We start from the raw sequence: 19,367 nt of genomic DNA on the forward strand, positions 1-19,367 counted from the left end.
TATGAAAAAACTTTACTTTCTGATTCCCTTTTTCTTTATTTTTAGTATAAATGCTCAGAATTCTGCTGATAGGGATCCCACATTTAATGATCAATTTACGCTACCTGTTGGAAGTGCTTTTATTAATGATCCGGTAAGACAAACTGTCGTACAGCCTGATGGTAAAATTTTGTTACTTGAGCAAAATACAGATACTGGTAGTCTTGAATTAAAGAGGTTAAAAAATAATATACTTGATAATACTTTGAATACCGGAATCGGTTTTGACAAGACAATTGATGAAATTATACTTCAACCTGATGGTAAAATTATTGTCTTAGGTGATTTTACAACCTACAATAATGTTAGTGTCAATAAAATAGTACGTTTGAATTCTGACGGAAGTTTAGATAAAAGCTTTTCTGCCAGTACACAACCTATTATAAGTGGTTATTTTCAGAGCGAGATCGAATTACAGACAGATGGTAAAATTGTGTTTACAGGAACTATTAATTCTAAATTAGCTGTTATCAGATTAAATAGCAACGGAAGTTTGGATACTTCATTTTCAAGTGGAGCACTATTTGAAAGATCAATTGAAAAACTTGCTATTCAGCCTGACGGAAAAATTATAGTTTCAGGTGTTGCAACCGGAAGTGATGGATATCCTGAGGGTAAAATGCTTCGATTAAATGTTAATGGAAGTTTAGATACTAATATAAGTCCTTTAATAAGAAAAACGAATGGTGTATATAAAATTGCTCCTCAAAAAGATGGTAAGATTATAATTGCCGCAGGTTTTTTGGATGCTAATAATTATACTACAAATGAAATAATCAGACTAAATGCGGATTGTACCTTAGATACTGGATTTGCTACTAATAAGATAGATTTTGGTTCTTCTAATGGAGTGCAAGATATAGTTACTGATTCTAGTGGTAAATTAATCGTTATAGGTTCTATCTACAGAATTAATAATGTTAACTGTGATGGTATTGCAAGACTAAATTCAGATGGATCGCTTGATACTACTTTTAAAAGTACGGGTGCTGATAATGTAGTTAGAAGTTTATCAATGCTTTCAGATGGAAGAATGGTAGTTGCAGGTGATTTTAGATCTTTTAATAAAGTAAGCCTGAATTATATTACCATCTTACGTAATGATGGTATAATAGATCCTAGTTTTAACAATATTCGTGTTGGATTTGATACATCATCTGCTGTGGTATTTGCAGTTCTTCCAGATGATAAATTGATAGTATCAGCATATCCATATGTTAATGCTTTTAGATATTATAATGGCGTTAGAAACAAAGGTTTTATTCGATTAAATAGCGATGGAAGTCAGGATAATACACTAACTTTTGGAGGTGCAACGCAATTCTTTATAAGTGAGACAGAGCGTCTATACTCAGTAGGATTGCAAAAAGATGCAAAGATGATAATTGGAGGTAATTTTACATCCTTATTTAATAGAAGTGCCAATAGAATAGCCAGATTAAATTATGATGGTAGCATTGACAATTCCTTTGTCACAGGAACCGGATTTGATAATGATGTAAGAAAGATACTTGTTCTGGAAGATAACAAAGTACTTGTGGGTGGTTTTTTTAATACTTACAAAGGAGTTGCTAGCGGCGCTGTAGTTAGATTAAATTCTGATGGTTCAGTTGATGCTACATTTAATGCTAAATGGTTAAAAAGTTCAACTGGCGGTAGTATTTTGATACGAGATATTATACTGCTCTCTGACGGTAAAATCTTAATCTCAGTAGAAGGCTATGATAGTAATATAGTGCGATTAAATAGCGACGGATCAAAGGATAACTCCTTTAATCTGGATACTCAGATATCTCGTTACGGATATGATATATCAGCTCAAAAGGATGGTAAAATACTTGTTGTGGGGTATAAAGGGAACTTTGGAGTAGTTTTAAGATTGCTTTCTGATGGTAGTGTGGATAACTCATTTAAATATGCATTAGATAATAGCACTATGGTTTATTTTGCAGGAAAACAATTAGATGATAAACTTTTAATAACAGGATATCAGAACAAGAATACTAAAAGTAACTTTTTTGCCAGATTAAATTTGGATGGAAGTCTTGATGAAAGTTTTAACAGCTCGTTTAATATTTCTGAAATAAATTATAGCGGCGAGGTAGTAACACAATCAAACGGAAAACTGATTTATTTTGGAACTTTTGAAAATTATATGGGCGTACCAGCGGGTGGATTTATACGTTTATTAGGTCAGGATTATAAATTTGTTCAGGGACAAAACAGGCTGGATTTAGATAATAATGGCTGTGATTTGAATGATGTACCATTCAAAAATTTAAAAATGAACATCCAGTCAGGAACAAGCACGAGTAGTTTAATTACCAATACAACAGGAAATTATACAATGACGTTTCTTAAAGGAACTCATACTATAACACCTGTATTAGAAAATCCTTCTTATTTTAATATTAGTCCGGCGAGTTATACAGTAGATTTTCCTGCAGAGGCAAGTCCTCGTATATCTGACTTTTGTATCACTGCAAATGGAGTACATCCTGATCTTGAAATTAGCATTTTACCATTGACTGTGGCGCGACCAGGTTTTGATGCGAAATATAAGATCGTATATTCAAATAAAGGAAACCAGCCACTTTCAGGAACAATATCATTAAATTTTGATGACACTATTACTGACTTTATCGAAAGTTATCCTGCAGTTTCAAGCCAGTTGGTGAATAACTTAAAATGGAATTTTGCTAATTTAAACCCAACAGAAACAAAAGAAATTACTTTTGTATTAAATGTAAATTCACCTATGGAAAATCCTCCTGTAAATGGTGGGGCAATCTTAAAATACCTGGCAGAAATCTCATCATCACAAACAGATGAAACTCCGGCTAACAATAAATTTGTTTTTGATCAGGTTGTCGTTAATTCGTTTGATCCAAATGATAAAACATGTATCGAAGGTGATAAAATTTCGAAAACTAAAATAGGCGATTATGTGCATTACATTATTCGTTTTGAAAACACAGGAACATATGCAGCACAAAATATTACTGTAAAAGACGTAATAGACCTTACTAAATATGACATTAATAGCTTATATCCTTTAAGCGGAAGTCATTTGTTTTCTACAGAAATTACAGATAATAATAAAGTAGATTTTAAATTTGAGAATATCAATCTTCCTTTTGACGATGCAAATAATGATGGTTATTTAGCTTTTAAAATCAAAACAAAATCAACTTTAGTCGAAGGAGATTCATTTGGAGGATCGGCAAATATCTTTTTTGATTACAATAGCGCTATTACGACAAATGTTCCAACAACCACAATCGAACAAGCGCTTGGAGTTAAAGATTTTTCATTTGGTCAATATTTTGTTGTGTATCCAAATCCGGTAAGTGATGTTTTAAATATTACTACAAAAGAAGATATTCAATTGTCATCAATCCAGATTTACAATGTTCTTGGGCAATTAATACGAGTAATTCCTAATGCCAAAAATGTAGAAAACATTGATGTTTCTGGTTTGAATTCAGGAAATTATTTTATAAAAATTATTTCTGATAAAGGAAATTCAAGCACGAAATTTATCAAAAAATAGAGATAAAACACATTTTAATATTTTAATAAAAGCCTGAAAATTAAATTTTTCAGGCTTTTTATTTTATAGCAGGATTTCTTTTTGATTGATGTTGCAGGAACAGATTTAAAATCAAATAGATCAGGTTATCATGAGTTTGCAAAACTCTTAAAAATATGCTGAAAGCCCTAAAAGCAACAGCATAGTGCGAAGCGCTATGAATTAAAAATGAATTAAAAAATGATTTCTATTTTAAGCCCTGAAAGGGCGAAAGCCTAATTGTAAACTGTGTATTTTCTTTTGCCCTTACAGGGCAATTTCAATTTTGATTTAATTCGTAGTGCGTTGCACTACGCTATTTCTAGGGCTCTTTCAGAGCAAAAAAGATTTTGAACACTTGTAATCTTTTCGATACCGTCAAATAATGTTGTAAAACAAAAAAGAGACTCGAAAGTCTCTTTGTGAATAATATATCTTATATAAATGAGAATTATTTATTAATTAATTTTTCAAGCCTTGCCATCATTTCATCTTTCTCTTTCAACATACGCTCGTACAATGCAATCTTTTCTTCATGAAGTTTTAATAGTTGGTCAATTGGATGAAAAGTGCAATTATCATTTCTTTGATAACCATACAATACTGAACCATTATCAAAAGTATTTGCAATTACATTCACCGCGTGCTCTTCATCAAAATTCTTAAACGCTTCAACAGGAATTTTCAATGAATTTGAGATTTGATTAAGTATCTCTTCTTCAATTACATCTTTTTGCTCCAGCATAGAAATTTTCTTCTGATTCCAGTCATTTCCCAAATCAAAAGCCAATGCTTCTTGTTTAATGCCAAGCATTTCTCTAAAACGTTTTACGTTTCTTCCCTGATGTATTTTCTGTTCCATAATGAATATCAATTTTCTAAAGACTCAAAGATAAAGCCATTTCGATTATAAAATCTGAGATTCAAAGATAATTACAAAAAGACAGGTTTACAATCTAAATCGAATTTCGATCAATAAAATTAAAAGGAACCTTAACCTGACCTTTCTCTTTATTCAAAATCATTCTTGCAACGGTTTCCCCCATTACATTAAAATCTGTAGACATTACCGTTATTCCAAGCAATTCCTTTAGTGGCGTATCATTATAGGATATTACGCCAATATCTTTGCCCAGGACATATTCTTCGTCCCTGATTTGCTTCATTAAATTCACAAGGTCAGATTCTTCGATCGTGATAAACAAATCTCCTTTTTTAAGGATCATATCGTCGTAAACTTCGCTCAGGATTTCAAAATTAATTTCATGCTCGACACAAAACTTTTTAAATCCGTGTAAAATTCGGCGCGGATAAGGATAAACAGCCTTCTCAGGATATATCAAAATTAGTTTTTTGTATTTGTTTATTTTCGAAAGTCCCTCTTTTAAGGCATTATAAATATCATTTTCAAAATCCTGATAAATCTTGATGATTTCGCCTTCCATTCCTAATTTAATATTGTCCATTAAAATTAGTTTTTCTTCCGGAATTCTTTGGATCGCCTTTGCAACTTCATCTGTAAAACTAAGGTGTTTTAGTTCATCGGTTTTAAAATGGGTTGTAATTACATAATAGTCATAAGCGCCTTCAAACTTGTCTAATAAGTTCAAAAACAAGGTTTCATCGCAATGATAAATATGTAAATCAGTATGTGCATTTGCTCCAATTGTATCAATAAAAGAGTTGTACGTTTTCATTTTATACGCACTCAGTTTATTCAATACAAACAACACGTTTACTTTAGACTCTAGTTTTGTACGGGTAATATAATATCCTTTTCCGCGGATAGACGATATTATTTTTCGCTCTTTTAGAATATTATAAGCCTTTTCGACTGTATCTCGTGACATATAAAACTCTTCACTAAAACTGTTTATCGAGGGAATTTTTTGATTTATTTTTAAATTTCCGTTGGCAATATTATGCAAGATCGAGTCTACAATTTGTTTGTATTTAGGAACCCTTGAATCTTCATCTATTTTAATAAGTTTAATCATTTTTATGGCTTATAAATTATGCTACAACCTTCTGCAAGATCATTTTAACTATAATTCGTATCAAAAAAATCATTTCAAAACATATAAAATCTTCGGCTTGGTACTTTTCTCACAAAAGCTTTCAAATTAAATAAGGCTTATTTTATATTTTTTATTGATTTGTTTATTTCTGACAAATTGAGGATATAATAATTACGAAATCGATTGCTAAAATAGAAATTTTAAATCTATATTTCTAATATTACACGGCTGTTCTTTGCAATAATCCTTAGTTTTAACATAAATAACAAAAGCATAAAGGATAGTACAGGACAGTTTTCTTTTTTACATTCTATTATTTTACAAAACCAAAATAACTATCAATTAACCAAAACAAAATTATTAATGGAATCATTATTAGGAATCATTTTTCATTCTATCGGAGGATTCTCTTCAGGTAGTTTTTATATGCCTTTTAAGAAAGTAAAAGATTGGGCTTGGGAAAGCTACTGGATCGTTGGAGGATTTTTCTCCTGGCTAATCGTTCCGCCAATTGCTGCTTATTTAACGATTCCAAATTTTGTTGAAATCATCGCAACTGCTTCACCTTCAATAAAAGCATTTACGTATTCAATGGGATTGATTTGGGGAGTTGGAGGATTAACATATGGTTTAGGCGTTCGTTATTTAGGAATGTCTTTAGGAAACTCAATCATTCTGGGATTCTGTTCTGCTTTTGGCGCTTTGGTTCCTTCGATCTATTATGATTTATACCCAACGGAAGGTAAAATTTCGTTTTCTGATATGCTTTCAAATCCGGGCGGACGTCTTGTTCTGGCAGGAGTTGCAGTTTGCCTTATTGGTATTGCCATTTCCGGAAAAGCAGGAATATTAAAAGAAAGAGATTTTGCCACAGGACACGAAGACAGAGACAAAGACTTTAGTTTAGTAAAAGGTCTGGTTATAGCGGTTATTTCCGGAATTTTAAGTTCGTTTTTTAACTACGGAATCGAAGCCGGAAAACCTATGGCAGAAACCGCTGTAAATTATGGTTGTAATCCATTATTTCAAAACAATGTTACTTATATCGTTTTGATGTGGGGAGGTTTAACTACCAATTTTATCTGGTGTATGTACCTTAATTTCAAAAATAAAACGTTCTCAGATTATACGAATAAAAAAACGCCAATTTCTAAAAATATACTTTTTTCAGGTATAGCCGGAACGATGTGGTTTTTACAATTCTTTTTTTACGGAATGGGAGAAAGTAAATTAGGAAACGGTGCAAGTTCATGGATTTTACACATGGCAACCATTATCCTGACAGCAAATTTTTGGGGATTTTATTTGAAAGAATGGGCGGGAGTTTCTAAAAGAACCATTAGAACTTTTGCATGGGGAATTGCATTAATCATGCTATCTATTGTTTTAGTAGGAATTGGAAATTCATTATAAATCAAATAACATAACAACAATGTCGAATATAAATATAAATAATATGACTTTTAAGCATGTAAGCTATCTTTGGGATGAGGCTAAGGCAGCAGCATTGGCAGGAGATGAAGTAGGGCTTTTCATTTATCGATCTAATTTATTAGGAGCCGATTTAAGATTAACAAACTATGGTGGAGGAAACACATCGGTAAAAATTACTGATAAAGATCCGTTAACCGGAGAAAGTTCTGAAGTGATGTGGATTAAAGGTTCTGGTGGAGACATTGGTACGCTTACAAAATCAGGTTGTGCAGCACTATATTTAGACAGACTTCGCAATCTTGAAAATGTATACAGAGGCATTGAGTTCGAAGACGAAATGGTCGAATTATTCAATCACTGTATTTTCGATTTAGCTTCAAAAGCGCCTTCTATAGATACGCCTTTACATGGATTTTTACCCTTTAAACATATTGATCACTTACACCCGGACGCAGCAATTGCAATCGCTGCTGCAAAAGACGGAGCTAAAATTACCGATGAATTATTCAACGGCGAAATTGGCTGGGTAGGATGGCAACGTCCTGGTTTTGACTTAGGACTTCAGTTAAGAAGTTGTCTGGAAGAAGCTGCGAAAAAAGGAAAAAAACTTCGCGGTATAATGTTGGGTTCTCACGGTTTGTTTACATGGGGAGATACTGCATACGAAAGTTATATTAATACGCTTGAAGTAATCGAGAAATGTGCGGAATATTTAGAAAGTAACTACGGAAAAAAACGTGCTGTTTTTGGAGGTAAAAAAATCGAAAGTTTACCGGAAACAGATCGTAAATTAAAAGCAGCAAAAGTAGCACCAATTTTAAGAGGTTTTTGCTCATCAGAACGTCAGATGATTGGTCATTATACAGATGATGCAAGAGTTTTAGAATTCATTAATTCTAATGATTTATCAAAATTATCTCCTTTAGGGACTTCTTGTCCGGATCACTTTTTACGTACCAAAATCAGTCCTTTGGTTTTAACATTAGAACCAAACGAAGATTTATCAGATGTTGCGGCTATCAAAGCAAAATTAACACCTGCTTTTGAGGCGTATCGAGAGCTGTACAAAGATTATTATAACGCTTGCAAAAAGTCTAATTCGCCTGCAATGCGTGACCCAAATCCTGTTGTGATTTTATATCCCGGAGTTGGTATGTTTACGTTTGCCAAAGATAAAACAATGGCGCGTTTAGCATCAGAATATTATATCAACGCAGTGAATGTAATGAAAGGTGCAGAAGCCGTTTCAGAATATACTTCGTTGCCACATCAGGAAGCTTTTGATATTGAATATTGGTTGCTTGAAGAGGCAAAACTGCAACGTATGCCTAAACCAAAAGCATTGTCAGGAAGAGTAGCTGTAATTACAGGTTCTGCTGGCGGAATTGGTAAGGCTATCGCTAAAAAGTTTGCTCAGGAAGGGGCTTGCGTAGTAATTAACGATATCAACGAAGAGCGCTTAGAGCAAGCAACAGATGAGTTTATTAAATTATTTGGTAAAGATGCTGTTTCAAGTACATTACTAAATGTTACTGACGAAAAAAGTACAGAAAAAGCATTAGACGAAGCTTGTTTAGCTTTTGGAGGTGCAGATATTATAGTGAATAATGCAGGAATTAGTATTTCTAAATCTATTGCAGAACACACATTAGAAGAGTGGGACAGATTATATGACATTTTGGTGAAAGGACAATTTATTGTCTCAAAAGCCGGAATCGAAGTAATGCGCAAACAAGGTTTTGGCGGAGACATCGTAAATATCGTTTCTAAAAATGCAGTTGTTGCAGGCCCTAATAATCCAGGTTACGGTTCAGCAAAAGCAGCTCAGGCACATTTAACACGTTTAATGGCTGCCGAATTAGGAGCAGATAAAATTCGTGTAAATACAGTAAATCCTGATGCAGTAATCTCAGACTCTAATATTTGGTCTGGCGGTTGGGCAGAAGGTCGTGCAAAAGCATATGGCGTTACAGTCGAAGAGTTACCGGCTTATTATGCAAAACGCACCTTATTGAATGAAATTATATTGCCTGATGATATTGCAAACGCATGTTTTGCATTTGTTGGTGGTTTACTCGATAAATCAACAGGAAACGCCCTGAATGTAGACGGTGGAGTATCAATGGGCTTTTACAGATAGATTGTTTAAGTTTTTATAAGTTTGTTTAAAGCAAAAGTGGTTTTTTGTGATCTAACGTTCGATATCTTTCGGACGTTAGATTTTTTTAGCAAGTAATAAACCCTGTAAAATCAAACAAAATAGCATAAAATAGTAACGTTAAACCAGAGACGAATTTATATAATTTATATATTGTAATCTCTATTAAAGATAAAATAATATGTTAATCGGATCAAACAATATAGAATCTCATAACGAGGAATTATTAAAAAAACATCAAAATAAATTTGCTTTTACAGTATCAGAAATTGGTGATACAGAATCGATTATTCAAAAATTAATCGATTTTCAAATTGCAATTCCGTCTTGGGCTTTAGGAACAGGAGGAACCCGTTTTGGACGTTTTGCCGGCGGAGGAGAACCACGTTCTATAGAAGAAAAAATCGAAGACGTTGGTTTGCTTCATGCCTTAAACAATGCTTCGGGCGCTATTTCTTTGCATATTCCGTGGGATATCCCAACAGATTATAAAGCAATCAAAACCCTTGCCGCACAACACAATTTAAGATTTGATGCCATGAACTCGAATACTTTTCAGGATCAGGCAGGTCAGGCAGGCTCTTATAAATTTGGTTCCTTACAAAACGTAAATAAAGCAGTTCGTAAACAAGCAATTGCACACAATATAGAAGTGATCCAGCACGGAATCGAATTAGGATCAGAATCACTAACAATTTGGTTAGCAGACGGATCTTCATTCCCGGGACAATTAAATTTTAGAAAAGCCTATCAAAATACATTAGAAAGTTTAGAAGAAATCTATGATGCATTGCCTTCAAACTGGAAATTATTTTTAGAATATAAATGTGCTGAGCCTAACTTTTATTCGACTACAGTGGCAGATTGGGGGCAATCCTACTCGTATGTTAAAAAGTTAGGCGATAAAGCGCAAACTCTTGTCGATTTAGGACATCATTTGCCAAACGCAAATATCGAGCAAATTGTTTCCTTATTATTAATGGAAGAAAAGTTAGGAGGATTCCATTTTAACGATTCAAAATACGGAGACGATGATTTAACCGCCGGAGCCTTAAAACCATACCAGTTATTCTTGATTTTTAATGAATTGGTAGAAGGAATGGATGCAAGAGGAATGAACCACGCCAAAGATCTGGGCTGGATGATCGATGCATCGCACAACATAAAAGATCCTTTAGAAGATTTATTACAATCTGTAGAAGCTATTATGATTGCTTATGCACAAGCACTTTTAGTAGATAGAAAAGCCTTAGAAATTGCGCAAGAAGAAAATGATGTAGTAAAAGCACAGGAAATCCTGCAGGATGCTTTCCGTACAGATGTTCGTGCATTAGTTGCCGAAGCTCGTTTGCGTTCAGGCGCGGCATTAAATCCAGTAGAATTGTATCGTAGTCTTTCCGTTAGAAAAAATCTAATAGGAGAAAGAGGATTAAATACATTGGCAACGGGATTATAATTATTAATTGTTAATTATAAATTATGAGTTATTGGTTGTTTAAAACAAAAAGGCTTACCAAAAATCATAATTTATAATTGATAATTCACAATTTACAATTAAAAAAAATGAATGTAGTTGCAATTTTTGACATTGGTAAAACAAACAAGAAAGTATTTTTATTTGATGAAAATTATAAAATTGTTTGGGAAAAATCAGTTAATCTGGAGGAAACCGTCGATGAAGATGGCTTTCCCTGCGAAGACATCGAAGTTCTTAAAAACTGGATATTCGAACAATTAGCAGAAATAAAAAGCCAGACTGATTATATTTTAAAAGCCATTAATTTTAGTACTTACGGTGCTAGTTTTGTCTACATTGATAAAGAAGGAAAAGTTTTAACTCCACTGTATAACTATCTAAAAGAGTATCCGGAGGATTTAAAAAACGACTTCTATAATAAATACAAAGGAAAAGAAGTTTTTGCAGTAAAAACTGCTTCACCTGTTTTAGGAAGCCTAAATTCAGGAATGCAAATTTACAGACTGAAAGAAGAAAAGCCGGAATTATTCAACCAAGTAAAGTACTGTTTACATTTACCACAATATTTGAGTTTTCTATTAACCCATGAAGCTTATTCTGATATTACAAGTATTGGATGCCATACCAATCTTTGGAATTTTAAGAAGATGAAGTATCATAAATGGCTCAAAAACGAAAATATTTCGGCTAAAATTCCACCGCTTCATTACGGAAAAGATACCATAAAAAAACAAGACGGATTAGCCATAGGCGCAGGTTTACACGACAGTTCATCCGCTATAATTCCGTATACCATAAACTTTACAGAACCCTTTGTTTTGCTGTCTACAGGAACCTGGAGTATTTCCCTGAATCCATTCAACAACAAACAATTAACTTTTGAAGAGTTGAAAAACGATTGTTTGTGTTACATGCAATACACAGAGAAACCAGTAAAAGCATCGCGTCTTTTTGCAGGAAATGAACACGAAGTACAAACCAAAAGATTAGCAGAACATTTTAATGTACCTGTAGAGACCTATAAAGACATCTATTTTGACAAAAAGATAGTTTCTAATTTACGCGCCTTAAATTTTCAGATAATTTATCCAAAGAAATATGATTTTGATATTCTAAAAGAATGTCCTTTTCAAAAAAGAGATTTAAGTAATTTTAAAAGCTACGAAATCGCTTATCATCAATTGATGCTGGATTTAGTAGAACAACAGTTTTTTTCGACTAATTTAGTAGTTCATAATAGTCCGGTAAAGAAGATATTTGTAGACGGAGGTTTTAGTAAAAATTCAATTTTCATGAATTTATTAGCAGAAGCTTACCCGGATATAGAAGTTTATGCTGCATCAATGGCACAGGCGAGTGCATTAGGAGCTGCATTGGCAATTCATCAAAACTGGAATCCGAAACCAATCCAGAATGATTTAATCGATTTGAAGTTTTACAAACACTAGAAATAGAAATAGAAAATCTGCTCAATCTGCAAAATTTGCGAGAGAAAAAATAGCCACAGATTAAAGGATTAAAAGGATTAAAAATAAATCTTTTAAACCTGAGTGAAAATATAGAAATATAGAGTACTATTTTGATTCTGGTTTGTCATCCCGAGGAACGAGGGATTACAAGAACGAGAATAAATGCAAAAAAATAAACACATAGAAACATAGATTTTATGTGCAAAAAAGAATACAAAAAGAAATATATTTCTTTCACATAGTGCTATGAGTTTTATTTGGAGTGAAACAACTTTTATTCACAATCAAAACTAGGTTTCTATGTGAAAGAAAAAAAATACAGAATATGAAAATCGGACTATTTATACCGTGTTATGTCGACCAGTTTTACCCAAAAGTAGGGATTGCAACCTATGAACTTTTGCAAAAATTAGGTTGCGAAGTTCATTTTCCTATGGGACAAACCTGCTGCGGACAACCAATGGCAAATAGCGGATACCAATATTTAACAAAAGGTTGCGATGCTAATTTTATAGCTAATTTTGCCGAATTCGATTATATTGTTTGTCCGTCCGGAAGTTGTGTTTTGCATGTAAAAGAACATTTACATGACGAAAAACAAGAAGAAGTTGCCGCAGAAATGCGAAAGAAAGTATTTGAATTAACAGAGTTTATTACTGATATTCTTAAAGTAGATTCCATCGACGGAAATTTTCCTTTCCGAGTAGGAATGCATGTAAGTTGTCATGGTCAACGCGGATTAAAGCTTTCGCAGATGACAGAACTTAATGCACCATTTTTTTCCAAACCCGAACAATTATTACACAATATAAAAGGATTAGATCTGGTTACCCTAACCAGAAAAGATGAATGTTGTGGTTTTGGAGGAACATTTTGTGTAACCGAAGAAGCTATATCTGTAAAAATGGGACAAGACCGACTAAAAGATCATGAAAACCATCACGTAGATTATATTACAGGTGGAGATATGTCGTGTTTGATGCATTTAGAAGGAATTCTGAAAAGACAAAAAAGCCCGATAAAAACCATTCATATTGCCGAAATTTTAAATTCGTTGGAAACTAAGTGATTTTAAAATTAAACTTAATTTTCTTTTTAACATTAAGAGATTAAGTAATTTAAGTCAAAGCTTTATGAACTTAATATCTTAATGGTGAAATAAATAAAAAAAGATGTCTTCAGAAAAAATAATACAGCACAGCGAAGCCGCAGCAAAATTCAACAAAGATGTCGAGCGTGTCAATTGGCACGATGAAACACTTTGGTTTGTTCGCGAAAAACGTGATAAATCAGCAAATCAAATCGCCGATTGGGAATTACTTCGTGAAACAGCTTCGAAGATCAAAAATAATGTCCTTTCAAATATTCATGATTATTTGATTGAATTTGAAGCAAATGCACAAAAAAACGGAATAAAAGTACATTGGGCAGCAGATGCAAAAGAGCACAACGAAATTGTACATTCCATAATGGCAAAACATGATGTAAAGCAAATGGTGAAATCAAAATCAATGCTTACAGAAGAATGCCATTTGAATGATTATCTGGCCGAAAAAGGCATCGAAGTAATCGATTCTGATTTAGGCGAATACATTGTTCAGCTTCGTAAAGAACCGCCAAGTCATATTGTTTTACCTGCAATTCACCTTAAAAAAGAAGATGTAAGCGAAACTTTTCATGAACATTTAGGGACAGAAAAAGGAAATATAGATCCTCAATATCTAACAGAATCAGCCCGTTTGAGTTTAAGAAATACTTTCCTGACCAGAAAAGTAGCCTTAACGGGAGTAAACTTTGCTATTGCAGAAACCGGCGAAATTGTGGTTTGTACCAATGAAGGAAATGCAGATATGGGCGCACATCTTGCTGATGTTCATATTGCCTGTATGGGATTCGAAAAACTGATTCCGCAACGCAAACATCTTGGCGTTTTCCTGAGATTATTAGCCAGAAGCGCCACAGGACAACCAATTACGACTTTTTCAAGTCACTTTAAGAAACCAAGAGACGGCAAAGAAATTCATATTGTTATTGTCGACAATGGAAGAAGCACACAATTAGGACGAGAAGATTTTAGAAACTCCTTAAAATGTATTCGTTGTGGCGCGTGTATGAACACATGTCCCGTTTACAGAAGAAGTGGCGGACACAGTTATCACAATGCGGTTGCAGGACCAATTGGGTCGATTCTGGCACCAAATTTAGACATGAGCAAAAATGCCGACTTACCTTTTGCAAGTACACTTTGTGGTTCTTGTACCAATGTTTGTCCGGTAAAAATTGATATACACGACCAATTGTACAAATGGCGTCAGGTTTTAGTAAAAGAAGGACATACGCCAAAAGCCAAAACCGTTGCAATGAAAACAATGGCAACAGTTTTAGCAAACCCAACCATTTTTAATATTGCAGGAAAATCGGGTCGTTTTGTAATGAAAAATATTCCCGGATTGGTCAATAATAAAATGAACAAATGGTACGATCAACGCGAAATGCCAGACGTTCCTGAAGAATCTTTTAGAGATTGGTACAAGAAGAATTCAAGAGAAGCAAAAGCAAAAGACAATGAGTAGTAAAGCGGATATTTTAAATAAAATAAAGCAAAACCAACCTGCTTTGATTACGGATCTGCCGGACTTAAATGTTTTAGGTTCAGAGCATTTTGATATACTTGAAACCTATAAAACAGTATTAAAAAATATTGGTGGAGATCCTGTAGAAGTTGCTGATTATGCTGAAATCATTCAATATATAAAAGCAAATTATAATCTCGATAAACGCCTCATAACGACACTTCCTGAACTTTCAGAAATTGCAAGTTTAGACTGGACAAACGATGATCCTCATTCTCTTCAAAATGTAGAATTAACAGTTATAAAAGCCCATTTTGGCGTAGCCGAAAATAGTGCACTTTGGGTAACAGATGATATATTAGGGCAACGCATATCACCTTTTATCGCACAATATCTGGCGATTATAGTTCATAAAAAAGATATTATTGCTACTATGCATCAGGCTTATGATCGAATTGGCAATCAGGAATACGGTTTTGGTACGTTCATCGCCGGACCATCAAAAACAGCTGATATTGAACAATCATTGGTTTTAGGCGCTCATGGCGCAAGAGGATTAATCGTTTTTTTACTGGATTAATATGCAACGATTTTTGAATTGCCTCTAGCTTTAGCTGGAGAAATAAAGCCCTTTCGTTTATAATTTATTTTTTCATCCAACTAAAGTTCGACGCTATTCAATCTTTTCCATAATAAGAGCTTACATAAGATTCAATCTTCTTTTTTTGTTTGTAAATCCCATATTTCATAGGTCACCACAAAATAAAAGTTTAACTTTATAATATTGAACAAATACAAAATATTTAAAAAGTTGAGAATGAATAACGGTAAAAACCTAAAAGCTGTAGCTTACGGAGAAGTACTTTGGGATGTTTTTGATAATGAGAAAAAGATTGGCGGAGCGCCTTTGAATGTTGCGTTGCGCATGAAAACATTAGGCTGCGATGTAGCCATGATTAGTTGTGTAGGAAATGATAAAGACGGCGATGCCATTATTGATCATGTAAAAAATCTGGGACTCGAAACCAATACTATAATACAATCACAAGAATATCCAACAGGCTTGGTAAATGTCACCTTAGACGATACAGGATCTGCAAGTTACATTATCAACTACCCATCAGCCTGGGATAAAATTGTATTAAATAAAAAAGCTGTAGAAGTAGTAGATAATGCCGATGTTTTAATTTACGGAAGTTTGGTTTGCAGAGATGAAGTATCCAGAAAATCTCTCGAAGAATTATTGCAAAAAGAAGTCTATAAAGTTTTTGATGTCAATTTAAGAAAACCGCATTATACATACGAAATACTCGAACAATTAATGCATTCAGCTAATTTTATAAAGTTTAATGATGAAGAACTGCTTGAAATTTCTGCTGCCTTAAAATCGCCTTTTACAACATTAGAAGAAAATATAAATTTTATAGTTCAACATACAAAAGCAACCGGAATTTGTGTTACAAAAGGCAAAGACGGAGCCTTATTATTCTGGGAAGGAAAATTATATAAAAATGCCGGATATCCTGTAAAAGTAGCGGACACAGTAGGAGCGGGTGATTCATTTTTGGCAGCCTTAACAACTTCGCTCCTTACCGGAAAAGAACCACAGGCGGCCATAGATTTTGCTTGTGCAGTTGGAGCTTTAGTTGCTGAATCTCCTGGTGCAAATCCTGAAATTTCACCATCTAAAATTGAAAATTTAATGACTAAAATTTCATAATATTTTAGTCTCTGTATAGTTTCTGAAAGAACATTAAAGTTAAAAACCACTCCATTTATGAGAGTGGTTTTTTGCTTTTAGTGCACGTAATTACTTATAAATAAAGAACAATGGTCTATTATTATCCTCAAATTTTATATCAAACAGGAATAAAAAATGCACAGCAACTCTCATTTTTATCCTGAAATTACATTAACATATCAAAGTTTAATAAGTATGGGACTATTAAACAAAATATTCTCACACATTTTAATGTAATTCCAATCAAATTGTTTTGCCTTATAATTTTAATCAACAAGGAGCGTTTATTTTATCAGAAACAATGCTTATTTTTTTATATCAGCCTAAAAAACAGGCATAATGAATAAAAAATAGCATCAGTAAAATTATCATTGGATTGAGGCAAACAATAAGTAAAAATTGACAATTGAGATTTAATTATAACTTTTAGTTATATTCTATTAGAAGGTTTGTAGGAAAAAAAAATGAGATTATGCGTAATATTGCGAGGAAAAAATGTTGTTTTAAATTAATTGCTTGAGATAATTTTTTAACTGTTTTATAATAATTCTTCAGTACAATAAATTCATGTTTTTTAAATAACCCAAATTATTATGTTCTTTACCCTTACTCATGACCAAGTTCAGTTTCAGTATGGATCAAAACGATGGCAATACAGTTTTAATGAGATTGCCGAACTTGGTTTACTCAAAAAAAAGAAATCTTATCTTTTCGAAAATGGTGCTTTTATCTCGGTAACAGCTTTAGCCTATTATTGCATGGTTTTCTCTAATTTATCTGAGTTGTATTACATTGCACCTACATTGTTGATGTATACCATTCTTATTATTCTGAGATTTTATAATGATATGGAATTCGAATATTATGTCATAGTGAGAGACATTTATAAAAAAGAAACCAAAGTAAAAATCAATGGTACAGATCGCCCCGCAATAGGCAAACAGATTGATCATTTCCTAAACCTGAATTTTGACCGACTGCTGCAAAAATCAAAAAATAATCTAGAAAGTAAGCAATGTTAATATCAGGAATTTCCCTTTATGATTTAGTTTTGATGGCAGCGGCTATTCTATATGGTTTTTTTATTACGACTAAGAAAAAATGAACAAATATTACCTCAATAAACCTACGATTGAAGTAGTATGATATTACACACTAATAAGGTATAGCTGTAATACCAAAAATTTATTACCGGTCAGTTTTAGCTATACAAAATACCCCCAAATAAAATTATGACCTCTTCAATAAAAAATAAAATCAAAAGCATTAGAGAATTAAAAAATTATACGCAGGAATATATGGCAGATCAACTAGGAGTTACACAAGCAGGTTATAGTAAAATTGAAAAAGGAAAAACGATTCTTTCTTATGTAAAATTGGTTGAAATTGCCCGAATTTTAGAAGTTAGCGTAGAAGATGTTATTAGCTTTGACAGTCAGAGATATTTTAATAATTTTAATAAAGTCAGAGGAAATAATAACGGAAGCATCCAGATTAATTCAGATAACAGCGCAGCCCTAAAAGTGCTGTATGAAGATAAAATTAGATTACTCGAAAAATTATTAAGCAAAACAGAAGAAGAATTATGTCGTTATAAAAATAAATTTGGACAGATTTGAGATTTCAAAAGCGACTATAATAATACTATATAATAACTTTCAAAAAAGGTGTATGATTTTCATACACCTTTTTTGCTTTTTTCATACCTGTAAAAATCACTAAAAATGGTATTGCATATTGTTTTAAAGTGCTATAAATTGCCGGAAATATCTATGTAAATTATAAGGAAATTAATAAAAAAAATAATAGAAATTAAAGATTCCTTCTTTTAAAAACTGAATTACTAATTACAATTCCAATAAAAAACCAAATGCAAAATAAATTTATATTAAAAGTTAAACTAATTATTCTAACCTTGTTATTTTGCAGCTGTACCAGCAACACTTTGTCCGGTCACGTATACGATTATGATACAGATGAACCTCTGGCAAATGTGCAGATAGACAGTAACGGAAATAAAACAGAAACAGATACTGCCGGATATTTTAATATAAAAGTAAAGCCAAATAAAAGCTGTAAAATATCTTTAAAAAAGGAAGGATATGAAACTAAAAAAGTAAATCAAAAACCGGATTCCCTGGGATTATTTTCACAAGCAAATCTAAAGAATCGTAAAATTTATTTATTTAATAAGGAAAGTGATTTTTCTAGTAAAAGAACAAATTAAAAAAATAAAAGGCATAAAAAAACGAGACTTTTAGATCTCGTTTAATTTAATATTCTATAAAAAAATTACACTGTTTGATCGTCTGTAGTTGCGTCAGGAGCATTTTTTTTGACAGATTCAATCCCGTTTTCTCTTGCAGAAGTACTCTCATACATTTCGCTGGATCCAATGATTTGACCATTCGTCGCTTTTAGATTAAAAAAATGTTTGCCGTTGCTCGATTCCTTTCTGTCAAAACGGGCGTCATCCTGCGAATTTTTTTTCACAGATTCAATTCCACTCGTACATGCCGACTTGGTACTATAACCTTCGCTGGCTAAAATGGTCTGGCCATTACCTGCTTTTAAATTAAATTGGAATTCACCATTGGTTCTTTTAGTAATTACAAATTTTCCCATGTAGTTTTATTTAAGTTAAATATAATTTATTTTGCTACAGATAAAAATACAAAACTTCATCATACAAATCATACAAATGATAGAAATAATACTCGCTTCATAAAAAAATAACAAACGAATAAGAGGAACAAATAATAGTACTTTCAGAGCATAAATTTTAGTATTGAAGATTTAATTCAATAACAATCTTCTTTTATTTAAGAAAAAAGTTTAAATAGAGTTCTGGCCAAGTGATAATACAGACCCGTTAGAGCGTGTTTAT

Annotated in this window: 15 protein-coding genes; 12 read left to right on the plus strand and 3 right to left on the minus strand. The window is 32.7% G+C overall.

The window, feature by feature from the left end; translation table 11 throughout:
- Position 1: 1 nt before the first annotated feature.
- On the plus strand, positions 2 to 3,592 hold the full coding sequence (locus ASF10_RS21990) for a T9SS type A sorting domain-containing protein (RefSeq protein WP_056254277.1): 3,591 nt from the start codon (positions 2 to 4) through the stop codon (positions 3,590 to 3,592).
- Positions 3,593 to 4,061: 469 nt separating this feature from the next.
- Here the strand turns inward: ASF10_RS21990 and ASF10_RS21995 are convergent, their stop codons facing one another.
- Positions 4,062 to 4,472: a helix-turn-helix domain-containing protein gene (locus ASF10_RS21995; RefSeq protein WP_056254279.1), complete on the minus strand. Its 411-nt coding sequence runs from the start codon at positions 4,470 to 4,472 to the stop codon at positions 4,062 to 4,064.
- Between the two features lie 94 nt (positions 4,473 to 4,566).
- Positions 4,567 to 5,607, minus strand: a complete 1,041-nt coding sequence (locus tag ASF10_RS22000; RefSeq protein ID WP_056254281.1) for a GntR family transcriptional regulator — start codon at positions 5,605 to 5,607, stop codon at positions 4,567 to 4,569.
- A 384-nt stretch (positions 5,608 to 5,991) separates the two neighbouring features.
- Here ASF10_RS22000 and rhaT point away from each other — a divergent pair, with 384 nt between their 5' ends.
- The 11 genes from rhaT (at position 5,992) to ASF10_RS22055 (ending at position 18,707) form a co-directional block, all read left to right on the plus strand.
- Positions 5,992 to 7,041: an L-rhamnose/proton symporter RhaT gene (gene rhaT / locus ASF10_RS22005; RefSeq protein ID WP_056254284.1), complete on the plus strand. Its 1,050-nt coding sequence runs from the start codon at positions 5,992 to 5,994 to the stop codon at positions 7,039 to 7,041.
- A gap of 19 nt (positions 7,042 to 7,060) precedes the next feature.
- Positions 7,061 to 9,202, plus strand: a complete 2,142-nt coding sequence (locus tag ASF10_RS22010) for a bifunctional rhamnulose-1-phosphate aldolase/short-chain dehydrogenase (protein ID WP_056254344.1) — start codon at positions 7,061 to 7,063, stop codon at positions 9,200 to 9,202.
- Positions 9,203 to 9,401: 199 nt separating this feature from the next.
- Positions 9,402 to 10,676: a TIM barrel protein gene (locus ASF10_RS22015; RefSeq protein WP_056254287.1), complete on the plus strand. Its 1,275-nt coding sequence runs from the start codon at positions 9,402 to 9,404 to the stop codon at positions 10,674 to 10,676.
- 107 nt (positions 10,677 to 10,783) lie between these two features.
- Positions 10,784 to 12,145 (plus strand): FGGY-family carbohydrate kinase, encoded by a 1,362-nt coding sequence (locus ASF10_RS22020; RefSeq protein ID WP_056254290.1) that lies wholly within the window; start codon positions 10,784 to 10,786, stop codon positions 12,143 to 12,145.
- Between the two features lie 346 nt (positions 12,146 to 12,491).
- Entirely contained in the window at positions 12,492 to 13,235 is a 744-nt protein-coding gene (locus ASF10_RS22025; RefSeq protein WP_056254293.1) for a (Fe-S)-binding protein, read from the plus strand.
- A 103-nt stretch (positions 13,236 to 13,338) separates the two neighbouring features.
- Positions 13,339 to 14,739 (plus strand): lactate utilization protein B, encoded by a 1,401-nt coding sequence (locus ASF10_RS22030; RefSeq protein WP_056254296.1) that lies wholly within the window; start codon positions 13,339 to 13,341, stop codon positions 14,737 to 14,739.
- A complete protein-coding gene (locus tag ASF10_RS22035; protein WP_056254299.1) occupies positions 14,732 to 15,319 on the plus strand; it encodes a lactate utilization protein C in 588 nt (195 codons plus the stop codon). Before ASF10_RS22030 ends, ASF10_RS22035 begins: the two co-directional genes overlap by 8 nt.
- 237 nt (positions 15,320 to 15,556) lie before the next feature.
- On the plus strand, positions 15,557 to 16,459 hold the full coding sequence (locus tag ASF10_RS22040) for a carbohydrate kinase family protein (protein WP_056254303.1): 903 nt from the start codon (positions 15,557 to 15,559) through the stop codon (positions 16,457 to 16,459).
- A gap of 614 nt (positions 16,460 to 17,073) precedes the next feature.
- Positions 17,074 to 17,502, plus strand: a complete 429-nt coding sequence (locus ASF10_RS22045; protein WP_056254305.1) for a hypothetical protein — start codon at positions 17,074 to 17,076, stop codon at positions 17,500 to 17,502.
- A gap of 210 nt (positions 17,503 to 17,712) precedes the next feature.
- Positions 17,713 to 18,099 (plus strand): helix-turn-helix transcriptional regulator, encoded by a 387-nt coding sequence (locus ASF10_RS22050; RefSeq protein ID WP_056254308.1) that lies wholly within the window; start codon positions 17,713 to 17,715, stop codon positions 18,097 to 18,099.
- A gap of 251 nt (positions 18,100 to 18,350) precedes the next feature.
- Positions 18,351 to 18,707: a carboxypeptidase-like regulatory domain-containing protein gene (locus tag ASF10_RS22055; RefSeq protein WP_082472490.1), complete on the plus strand. Its 357-nt coding sequence runs from the start codon at positions 18,351 to 18,353 to the stop codon at positions 18,705 to 18,707.
- Between the two features lie 65 nt (positions 18,708 to 18,772).
- Here the strand turns inward: ASF10_RS22055 and ASF10_RS22060 are convergent, their stop codons facing one another.
- Complete coding sequence (locus tag ASF10_RS22060; RefSeq protein WP_056254314.1) at positions 18,773 to 19,105, minus strand: YegP family protein; 333 nt, start codon at positions 19,103 to 19,105, stop codon at positions 18,773 to 18,775.
- Between the last annotated feature and the right edge of the window lie 262 nt (positions 19,106 to 19,367).

It is taken from the genome of Flavobacterium sp. Leaf82 (assembly GCF_001422725.1).
Classification (GTDB): domain Bacteria; phylum Bacteroidota; class Bacteroidia; order Flavobacteriales; family Flavobacteriaceae; genus Flavobacterium.

Excerpts from the sequence above, each read along its gene's own strand:
- ASF10_RS21990 (WP_056254277.1), top strand. The coding sequence starts at position 2 with ATGAAAAAACTTTACTTTCTGATTCCCTTTTTCTTTATTTTTAGTATA.
- ASF10_RS21995 (WP_056254279.1), bottom strand. The coding sequence starts at position 4,472 with ATGGAACAGAAAATACATCAGGGAAGAAACGTAAAACGTTTTAGAGAA.
- ASF10_RS22000 (WP_056254281.1), bottom strand. The coding sequence starts at position 5,607 with ATGATTAAACTTATTAAAATAGATGAAGATTCAAGGGTTCCTAAATAC.
- rhaT (WP_056254284.1), top strand. The coding sequence starts at position 5,992 with ATGGAATCATTATTAGGAATCATTTTTCATTCTATCGGAGGATTCTCT.
- ASF10_RS22010 (WP_056254344.1), top strand. The coding sequence starts at position 7,061 with ATGTCGAATATAAATATAAATAATATGACTTTTAAGCATGTAAGCTAT.
- ASF10_RS22015 (WP_056254287.1), top strand. The coding sequence starts at position 9,402 with ATGTTAATCGGATCAAACAATATAGAATCTCATAACGAGGAATTATTA.
- ASF10_RS22020 (WP_056254290.1), top strand. The coding sequence starts at position 10,784 with ATGAATGTAGTTGCAATTTTTGACATTGGTAAAACAAACAAGAAAGTA.
- ASF10_RS22025 (WP_056254293.1), top strand. The coding sequence starts at position 12,492 with ATGAAAATCGGACTATTTATACCGTGTTATGTCGACCAGTTTTACCCA.
- ASF10_RS22030 (WP_056254296.1), top strand. The coding sequence starts at position 13,339 with ATGTCTTCAGAAAAAATAATACAGCACAGCGAAGCCGCAGCAAAATTC.
- ASF10_RS22035 (WP_056254299.1), top strand. The coding sequence starts at position 14,732 with ATGAGTAGTAAAGCGGATATTTTAAATAAAATAAAGCAAAACCAACCT.
- ASF10_RS22040 (WP_056254303.1), top strand. The coding sequence starts at position 15,557 with ATGAATAACGGTAAAAACCTAAAAGCTGTAGCTTACGGAGAAGTACTT.
- ASF10_RS22045 (WP_056254305.1), top strand. The coding sequence starts at position 17,074 with ATGTTCTTTACCCTTACTCATGACCAAGTTCAGTTTCAGTATGGATCA.
- ASF10_RS22050 (WP_056254308.1), top strand. The coding sequence starts at position 17,713 with ATGACCTCTTCAATAAAAAATAAAATCAAAAGCATTAGAGAATTAAAA.
- ASF10_RS22055 (WP_082472490.1), top strand. The coding sequence starts at position 18,351 with ATGCAAAATAAATTTATATTAAAAGTTAAACTAATTATTCTAACCTTG.
- ASF10_RS22060 (WP_056254314.1), bottom strand. The coding sequence starts at position 19,105 with ATGGGAAAATTTGTAATTACTAAAAGAACCAATGGTGAATTCCAATTT.